Raw genomic sequence first — 8,665 nt, 5'->3', positions numbered from 1 at the left:
CGCGCCCCTGGCCGCCGCCGAGTCCACCGGGGTGCCGGTGAGGATCTTCTTCACCGGGACCTCCAGCTTCTTCGCCGTCAGGGGAGCGAGCAGCCAGTCGACCGGGTCCGGGTACGCCCCCGTGTCGACCAGGACCCGGTCGCCGGGCGCGATGCCCAGCTCCGTCGCGCGGGCGGTCGCGCGGCCCAGCAGCTCCGCCTCGCCCGGGCCACCCGGCGCGTACGGGCTGAAGTGGTCGCCGTGGGCGCGTACCTCCGACACGTAGTCGGCGAAGCCGGGCGGCACCTGGCGCATCGGCAGGGCGAACGGGTCGAGGGCGAGGACGTACCGCTCGCCCGCCGACCAGGCGTCCGCCTCGGCCAGCCGGGTCGCGGCGGCGAAGAGCACGTCCACGTCGCCCGGCGTGTCGGCGACGGTCAGCCCGGCCGACCAGCAGCCGAGCAGCACCGCCGCGGTCTGCCAGTGCGGGGGGAGCAGCACCCCGGCGACGTCACCGGGGCCCACGGCCACCTCGTCGACGAGCAGGTTGGCCGTCTTGGCCACCCAGTTCGCCAGCGTGGCGCCGGAAAGCTCGGTGCGTTCGCCCGTGGCGTCGTCGTACCAGGTCAGCAGCGGTCGGGTCGGGTCGGTGGCGATCGCGTCGGCGAAGACCCGGGCAATGTTGTCGGCCATCGGCGCGAACGATACGCCCCCGGCGGCCGTACTCGATGACGGCGACAAGTCGGCGTACCGTCGGGTCGCAGTCAGCGTCCGTGCCGGGCTCCGGCGTAGGCTTGCCGGAGTGTTGTTCCCCACAGGCCCGTCAGTTCAAGGAGTCGCCCCGTGACCGCCGGTCGCCCGCCCCGCGTGCTCATCGACGCCACGAGTGTCCCCGTCGACCGTGGTGGTGTCGGTCGATACGTCGACGGCCTGCTCGGCGCCCTCGGCAAGGTGTGCGGGTCGGGGGTGGAGCTGGCTGTCGTCTGCCTCCGCACCGACCTGGAGCGCTACGCCCGGATGCTGCCCGGCGCGGAGATCATCCCGGCCCCGGCCGCCGTCGCGCACCGCCCCGCCCGGCTCGCCTGGGAGCAGACCGGCCTGCCGCTGCTCGCCCAGCAGGTGGGCGCGCAGGTGCTGCACTCGCCCTTCTACACCTGCCCGCTGCGCGCCGGCTGCCCGGTCACGGTGACCGTGCACGACGCGACGTTCTTCACCGAGCCGGAGCACTACGACAAGTCGCGGCGCACCTTCTTCCGCAGCGCGATCAAGACGTCCCTGCGCCGCGCCAGCCGGGTGATCGTGCCGAGCAAGGCCACCCGGGACGAGCTGATCCGGCTGCTCGACGCCGACCCCACCCGGATCGACGTCGCCTACCACGGCGTCGACCACGCCGCCTTCCACGCGCCCAGCGACGAGGAGAAGGCCCGGGTCCGGGCCCGCCTGGGGCTCGGCGGCACCCACTACGTGGCCTTCCTGGGGGCGAAGGAGCCGCGCAAGAACGTGCCGAACCTGATCCGCGGCTGGGCCCGCGCGGTGGCCGACCGGGAGGAGCCGCCGGCCCTGGTGATCGCCGGCGGCCAGGGGCACGACGACGACATCGACCGCGCGGTGGCGGAGGTCCCGTCGCACCTGCGGCTGCTCCGCCCCGGCTACCTCCGCTACGCGGACCTGCCCGGCTTCCTCGGCGGGGCGCTGGTGGCCGCCTACCCGTCCTACGGGGAGGGTTTCGGCCTGCCGATCCTGGAGGCGATGGCGTGCGCCGCCCCGGTGCTCACCACGCCCCGGCTGTCGCTGCCGGAGGTGGGCGGCGACGCGGTCGCGTACACCAGCGAGGCGCCCGACCAGATCGCCACCGACCTGGCCGCGCTGCTCGACGACGAGCAGCGGCGGTTGTCCCTGGCCAAGGCCGGTTTCGACCGGGCCAAGGAGTTCACCTGGGAGTCCAGCGCCGAGGTGCACATCGCCGCCTGGAGCCGGGCCCGGTCCTGACCGCCACGACCGGGGGCGTGAGAATGCGTCCCCGGTCAGGCGAATCGGGCATGATGTGCGGGTGATTTACGCCGTCATCCCGGCGGGTGGCAGTGGCACGAGGTTGTGGCCGCTGTCCCGCGCCGGGCATCCCAAGTTCCTCCACCCGCTGACCGGCTCCGCCGCCTCGCTGCTCCAGGCGACGGTGGACCGGCTGGGCCCGCTGACCAGCGCCGAGCGCACCCTGGTGGTCACCGGGACAGCGCACGTGACGGCGGTCGCGCGCCAGCTCGCCGGGCTGCCGGAGGAGAACATCCTGGTCGAGCCCTCGCCCCGGGACTCGTGCGCGGCGATCGCCCTGGCCGCCGCCGTCATCGCGCGGCGCGACCCGGAGGCGGTGATGGGCTCCTTCGCCGCCGACCACCTGATCGGTGACCCGGAGCGCTGGCGGGAGGTCGTCCGGGAGGCGGTCCGCGGCGCCGAGCGGGGCCTGCTGATGACGGTCGGCATCACCCCGACGCGAGCCGAGACCGGCTACGGCTACCTCCAGACCGGCGACCCGGTCGACGGGGGCCCGCTGCGGCCGGTGGCCGAGTTCAAGGAGAAGCCGAGCGCCGAGGTGGCCGAGGCGTACCTGCGTTCGGGGCGGCACCTCTGGAACGCCAGCATGTTCGTCTGGCGGGTCGACCTGTTCCTCGCCGAGCTGGCCCGCCAGCAGCCGGCCCTGCACGCCGGGATCGTCGCGATCGCCGAGGCGTGGGGCACCGAGGCGCAGGACGACGTGCTCGGCACGGTCTGGCCGACGCTGCCGAAGATCTCCGTCGACTACGCGGTGATGGAGGGCGCGGCGACCGCCGGTCGGGTGGCGACCGTGCCGGGCGACTTCGGCTGGAACGACGTCGGCGACTTCCACACCCTCGGCGAGGTGCTGCCCGCCGACGAGAACGGCAACGTGGTGCTCGGCGCCGACGCCAAGCCGGGGGTGCTGCTGCGCGACAGCGGCGGACTGGTGGTGGTGCCCTACTCCGGGCGGCTGGTGGCCGCCGTCGGCGTGCACGACCTGATCATCGTCGACACCCCGGACGCGCTGCTGGTCTGCCCCCGTGACCGGGCGCAGGACGTCAAGAAGGTCGTCGACGAGCTCAAGGAACGGGGCGAAGAGGGGCTCGTCTGAGCGTCGCCAGGGCCGGGGCGACCAGGTGCGCCGTCCCGCCGGCCAGCGGCTGCGGCAGCCGGTCCGGCGGGAACCAGCCCAGCGCCTCGGACTCCTCGCTGACCCGCTCCACCGCGCCGGGCGGGGCGAGCACGGCGAAGCGTACGTCGTGGTGCAGCGAGCCGCCCTGGCAGCTCACCGGGTGGATGTCGACGTCGATCGGCACCGGGTCGATCCGCAGGCCGACGATGCCGGACTCCTCGCCGGCCTCGCGCAGGGCGGCGGCGGCGAGGGTCCGGTCGGCCGGCTCGCAGTGCCCCCCGAGCTGCACCCACCGCCGGAACTTGCCGTGCAGGCAGAGCAGCACCCGGGAGCCGGTGGCGTCGAGCACCAGCGCGCTCGCCGTGACGTGCCCGGGCCGGTGCGCCCGGCTCATCGCCACCGGCCCGGCGGCCAGCAGCGCCACGGTGCGGTCGCGGGCCTCGGCGGCGGCCGGGCCGGTCGGCTCCCATCGGCTCAGCGTCGCGACGGCGTCGGCGTGCAGCGCCGCGTACGCCTCGGCGTCCGACGACGGTCGGGAGGCGGCGGCGGTGGGGGAGTCGGCCATGTCGACACTGTACGAGCCGACGCTTCGTACCCTGGCCCGGTGACCCTGCGACTGTTGGAGTTCGTCGTGGCCGGCAACGAGGCCAGCGACCTGCTGCCGGTGCGCTCCGCGCCGCTGCTGCGGGCGCACGGTGCCCGGCGCGGCTTCTGGACCGTGCTCGACGAGGGTCCGGTGGAGCACTGCCTGGCCCTGCTGCTGGAGCTGGACGACGGCCGCTGGGTCGCCCACCACGTGGCCGCCGACGCCGGGGCGGAGAACGGCCGCACGGAGGACGGCGAGGCGCTCGCCCACCACGACGGCTGGGTGTACGTCTTCGGCTCCCACTTCGGCTCGAAGGCGGGCCCGCTGCGCCCGCGACGCGCCTTCGTGGCCCGGTTCCGCGAGGACGACGCGGCGGCGGGCCCGGTGCCGGTGCAGGTGGTCCGCAACCGGTTCCGGCTGCACCGGGCGGTCAACGACGCCCTGCTCGAGGCGGCGTTCACCCCGCTGCCGCCGGGCGAGCGGGTGCGGGCCCGGTTCATCGGGGAGACCGTCGCCCGGGGCACCGCCCGGTCGAAGGGCTGGGTCAGCCGGCTCGTCCCCGACGACCTTCCGCTGAACGTCGAGGCGGCGGCCTTCACGCCGGCCGGCGGTGTCCTGCTCGGGCTGCGGTTCCCGGTCACCGCCGACGGCGAGCCGATCCTGGTCGAGCTGACCGGGGTGCCGGGCATGTTCGACCCCGCGCCGAGCTGGCCGCGGGCGTCGGGGGCGTACGTCCTGACGGGGGTGACGCCGCCCGGCGGGCTGGCCGGCTTCCGGGCGATCGCGCCCACGGACGACGGCGGCTACGCGGCGATCGTCGGGTCGATCGACGCGCTGGGCAAGGGCTCGGTGCTGCTCGACGACCACCCGGCCGGCGGCGGGGTCACCTCGCGGCACGTCCGGTTCCCCGCGCCCGGCGACGGGCACCTCGTCCCCGGTGAGCTGGTGGCCGACCTGGCGCCGTTCCGCCACGTGGAGGGGGTGGCCGAGTGGGAGGGGCAGAGCTTCTACGTCACCGACGAGGACCATCGGGTGGCGCTCTGGGTCGCCTGACCGGCGGTGGACCGACGAGCGGGCGGCGCCTCCGCGGAGCAAGGCCGCAGACCCTCGTGGTGCCGCCCGGCCGCCGGTCCTTCCCCGTTCCCCGGGCGCCCGGTTCCAGGCGCGTCGGGTGACGCGCCCGCCCCCGTGCGCGGGCAGTGGAAGCATGCCCAACGGCCCCGGGGGCCGTCGAGGTCTTTCAGCCCACGCTTAAAGACGGAGATAAGTGCCGGCCAGGTACAGTGCAAACGGTTGCCAGGCATCCCCTCTGCCCGGCGACGCGGGAGCCGTCCATGCTGAAGATCTATTTTTCCGCCGAGGACATCCTCCGGACCCGGGTGGCTCCGGCGGCGGATCCGGTGTGGGAGCTGGTTCTTAGCCTGCACCTGCTGCCCGGCCGTGGCCGGGACCCGCTGCTGGCGGGCTGGCGGCGCAGTGTGACGCGCGGGCTGCGTGAGGGCAGCGGCTCGGCGGGGCTGCGGCTCCTGCTGACGCTCAACCCGCCCCGCGGCTACTTCCCCGACTTCCTCACCCCGTACGAGAGCGTGTCGGGCTTCGAGGCCGGCATGGAGGCGGTCCGCAACACCCCCGTGACGCTGCTGCGCCGCGACGTGGCGCTGTTCGCCGCCAACGGCTCCCTCCCCGCCGGCGCCGCGGCGCTGGCCCGGGGGGAGCCGGACACGCTGCGCGCCCTGACCGGCGCGATGGAGCGGTACCGCGGCCTGGCGATCGACCCGTACTGGGCCCGGATCCAGGCGGCGGTGGAGGCCGACCGGTCCCGGCGGGCCCGGGCCCTGCTCGACGGCGGGGTGGAGGGGCTGCTGGCCAGCCTCCGGCCCGCCATGCGTTGGGAGTCCGGGGTGCTGGAGATCCGCGACTACCCGCACAGCCGGGAGCTGCACCTGGGCGGGCGCGGGCTGCTGCTGGTGCCGTCGTTCTTCTGCTCGGCCACGCCGGTCGCCCTGCTCGACCCGGCGCTGCCCCCGGTCCTGGTCTACCCGGTGGACCGGCTCGGCGGCCTGCTGCCGGCCCCCGGCGAGGGCGGCGGCCCCGGCGCGCCGGATCCCGGGCGGGAGGCGCTGGCCGCGCTGCTCGGCCGCACCCGGGCCGCCGTGCTGGCGGCCAGCGACGACGGCTGCACCACCGGCGAGGTGGCCCGCCGGCTGAACATCTCGGCCGCCGCCGCGAGCCAGCACACCACCGTGCTGCGCAACGCCGGCCTCCTGGTCAGCCAGCGCGACCGCAACACCGTCCTGCACACCCTGACCCCGCTGGGGCGGGCGATGCTCAACTCCTGAGCGCCGCCCGTGCCCGCCCGGGCGCCGTCACAGGGCCAGGGCGGCGCTGGCGGCGGTGCCGGGGGGTGGGGGAAGCAGCAGGGAGGCGACGCCCTCGGCCGCGAGGGCGGTGCGGAGGCGTTGCAGGTCGGCGCCGAAGCGGACCAGGTCGGTCGGGCCGGCCGGGGTGGCCGGGGAGCCGAGCAGCAGCGTCGTCGCCTCCGCCGGCCAGCCGGGCACCCGGGCGGTCAACCCGGCGCGGGCCTCCTCGTCGGCGACCAGGCTGAAGACCGTGCCGGGGGCGACCACGTCCGCGACGGCGCCGATCGCCCGGCGTACGGCCTCGGGGTCGGGCGGGGTCGGGTTGGGACCGTCCGGCAGGGTGGCGGCGGCGGCCAGCCCGGCGGCCTTCGCCTCGGCGGTGCCCAGCGAGAAGAGGTCCATCGCGGCGTCCCGGACCAGCGCCGACGCGCCGACGCCGTCGTCGGGGCGGGGTGCGGTGAGGTAGCCGCGCACCACCGCGACCGGCACCTGGTCACACTTGCCCTTGATCAGCTCGCCCGCGCCGGCCAGCTCGTCCACCACCGCCATCTGGGTGAGCTGGAGCTCGTTGCCGTACGGGTCGACCTCGCCCCGGTGGTCGCGGATCGCGTCCATCCCGGCGACGCCGAGCGCCACGTCGGTGAGCCCGTTGCGCCAGGGCCGGCCCATCGTGTCGCTGACGATCACCGCGACGTCCACGCCGTGGCGCTCGCGCAGGGCGGCGCGCAGCGCCCGGGCCGAGGCGTCCGGATCCTCGGGGAGCAGCACGAGCCGGGTCTTGTCGACGTTCGAGGCGTCGATGCCGGCCGACGCCATCACGAAGCCGTGGTGGGTCTGCACGATGCGGGTCGCGCCCCGGGTGGCCACCACCCGCGCCGTCTCGGCGGCCAGCACCTCGTCGCGCGCGGCGAGCCGCTCCGGCCCGTCCGCCGGGACGTCGACGAGGCGTCCCTCCGCCTTCGAGACGATCTTGCTGGTCACCACCAGCACGTCGCCGTCGCGCAGCCAGGGGGCGGCGGCGGCGATCAGGGCCGCCAGGTCGTCGCCCTCGGACACGTGGCCGATGCCCGGCACCGGCAGGATCTCCAGCCTCACGTCAGCTCCAGCGCGGCGCGGACCATGGCCGCCGTCGCCGCCTCGTCGGTCATCCGCAGCGGCGCCGCGCGGACCGTCACCTCCGGCACCACCGTGCCGGCGTCCTCCTCGGCGACCAGCCAGCCGTCGAGTAGCCCGCCGGCCGACCGGCCGCCGTAGAGCCGGCCCACGCCGGCCGCGCTGCACTCCACCCCCAGCACGGCCAGGCAGCGGTCGGCCATGCCGCGCACCGGCGCGCCGCCGATGATCGGCGACACGCCGACCACCGGGGCGGGACCGTCGGCGACCGCCTCGCGCAGCCCGGGCACGGCCAGGATCGGGGCGACGCTGACCACCGGGTTGCTCGGCGCGATCAGCACCACGTCGGCCCCGGCGATCGCCTCCGTCACGCCGGGCGCCGGCCGGGCGGTCTCCGCGCCGACGAAGACGAACCGGTGGGTGGGGACGTCGCCGCGGTGGCGTACCCACCACTCCTGGAAGTGGATCGCCCGCTGGCCGCCGTCGACCTCCACCACCACGTGGGTCTCCAGCCGGTCGTCGGTCGCCGGCAGCATGCGTACGCCGGGCTGCCAGCGGGCGGCGAGCGCCTCGGTGACGGCGTGCAGCGGGTAGCCGGCGTTGACCATGGTGGTCCGCACGAGGTGGGTGGCGATGTCCTTGTCGCCGAGCCCGAACCAGGTCGGCTCGGCGCCGTACGCGGCCAACTCCTGCTTGACCGTCCAGCTCTCGCCGACGCGCCCCCAGCCCCGCTCCGGGTCGGCGCCGCCACCCAGCGTGTACATCACGCTGTCCAGGTCGGGGCAGACCTTGAGCCCGTGCAGGAGCAGATCGTCGCCGACGTTGACCACGGCGGTCACCTCGGCGCCGACCTCGCGGGCGTACGCCCGGACGCCGACCAGGAAACGAGCGCCCCCGATGCCGCCCGTCAGAACCACGATGCGCATGCCGACCATCCTCGCGTACGGGCTGCCTCCGGTCCGCCCATGGGCCGGGAGACTAGGCTCACGTCGGCAACTGTCCGCATTCGCCCCGAGGGGGATCCCGTGACCAGCCCCGCCGAGCCCGCGTCCACCGACGCGACGCAGGCCAGCCAGCTGACCAAGCCGCTGCGTGAACTCGCCGCGTTCGTGCTCCTCGGCGCGAACGCCGTGTTCCTCTTCGTCGGCCTGATCCGGATGGTGACGCCGACCGAGTACAGCACGTTCGGTGGCCGGGCGGGCAGCGCCTTCTACGCCTTCGTCGGCGTGGAGGCGGTGTTCCTGCCGCTGCTGGCCGTGCTGCTCGCCACGCACGTGAAGCCCCCGGTGCCGAAGGCGAAGCTGATCACCCAGGTCGCCCTGGGCGAGTACGCCGTCAGCGCGCTGTTCGGCGGGCTGACCTTCCTCTTCTGGACGGTCAACCGGCTCGCCGAGGGCGAGATCCTCGACGCCTTCCTGGGCCTGCTGAGCCGGGTGGCCTGGCTGGCGCTGTTCGCGGTCGCCG

The 8,665-nt window shown here is 75.4% G+C and carries 8 protein-coding genes and 1 pseudogene; 5 read left to right on the top strand and 4 right to left on the bottom strand.

Going from position 1 to position 8,665, the window contains the following annotated elements; translation table 11 throughout:
* The coding region (locus ACSNN9_RS26460) for a TIGR03089 family protein (protein ID WP_436675952.1) at positions 1–672 on the bottom strand (672 nt) is incomplete at its 3' end.
* A 150-nt stretch (positions 673–822) separates the two neighbouring features.
* On the opposite strand from ACSNN9_RS26460, the gene ACSNN9_RS26455 reads away from it, so the two are divergent.
* Complete coding sequence (locus tag ACSNN9_RS26455) at positions 823–1,968, top strand: glycosyltransferase family 4 protein (RefSeq protein ID WP_357867870.1); 1,146 nt, start codon at positions 823–825, stop codon at positions 1,966–1,968.
* 61 nt (positions 1,969–2,029) lie between these two features.
* Positions 2,030–3,121, top strand: coding sequence for a mannose-1-phosphate guanylyltransferase (locus tag ACSNN9_RS26450; RefSeq protein WP_436675951.1), 1,092 nt, complete (start codon positions 2,030–2,032; stop codon positions 3,119–3,121).
* On the opposite strand, the gene ACSNN9_RS26445 is transcribed toward ACSNN9_RS26450, so the two are convergent.
* Positions 3,090–3,707 (bottom strand): NUDIX hydrolase, encoded by a 618-nt coding sequence (locus ACSNN9_RS26445; RefSeq protein WP_436675949.1) that lies wholly within the window; start codon positions 3,705–3,707, stop codon positions 3,090–3,092. The two genes, ACSNN9_RS26450 and ACSNN9_RS26445, sit on opposite strands and share 32 nt — an antisense overlap.
* Positions 3,708–3,746: 39 nt before the next feature.
* On the opposite strand from ACSNN9_RS26445, the gene ACSNN9_RS26440 reads away from it, so the two are divergent.
* Both ACSNN9_RS26440 and ACSNN9_RS26435 read left to right on the top strand, forming a co-directional pair.
* A complete protein-coding gene (locus ACSNN9_RS26440) occupies positions 3,747–4,781 on the top strand; it encodes a hypothetical protein (protein ID WP_436675948.1) in 1,035 nt (344 codons plus the stop codon).
* 281 nt (positions 4,782–5,062) lie between these two features.
* Positions 5,063–6,067 carry an ArsR/SmtB family transcription factor gene (locus tag ACSNN9_RS26435; RefSeq protein ID WP_436675946.1) on the top strand — a complete coding sequence of 335 codons (1,005 nt, stop codon included), beginning with the start codon at positions 5,063–5,065 and terminating at the stop codon, positions 6,065–6,067.
* 27 nt (positions 6,068–6,094) lie between these two features.
* Here ACSNN9_RS26435 and ACSNN9_RS26430 read toward each other — a convergent pair whose 3' ends face one another.
* Both ACSNN9_RS26430 and cofD read right to left on the bottom strand, forming a co-directional pair.
* Positions 6,095–7,183, bottom strand: coding sequence for a coenzyme F420-0:L-glutamate ligase (locus tag ACSNN9_RS26430; RefSeq protein ID WP_436675944.1), 1,089 nt, complete (start codon positions 7,181–7,183; stop codon positions 6,095–6,097).
* Positions 7,180–8,127: a 2-phospho-L-lactate transferase gene (gene cofD / locus ACSNN9_RS26425; RefSeq protein WP_436675942.1), complete on the bottom strand. Its 948-nt coding sequence runs from the start codon at positions 8,125–8,127 to the stop codon at positions 7,180–7,182. The genes ACSNN9_RS26430 and cofD overlap by 4 nt, the downstream gene beginning before the upstream one ends.
* Positions 8,128–8,226: 99 nt before the next feature.
* Here cofD and ACSNN9_RS26420 point away from each other — a divergent pair.
* Positions 8,227–8,665, top strand: a pseudogene (locus ACSNN9_RS26420) (hypothetical protein); the annotation flags it as partial.

The sequence above is a fragment of the Micromonospora sp. URMC 107 genome (assembly GCF_051386315.1).
Classification (GTDB): Bacteria; Actinomycetota; Actinomycetes; order Mycobacteriales; family Micromonosporaceae; genus Micromonospora.
Note: the sequence above shows the minus strand (reverse complement) of the source record. Positions and strands in the feature narration are given on the sequence as shown.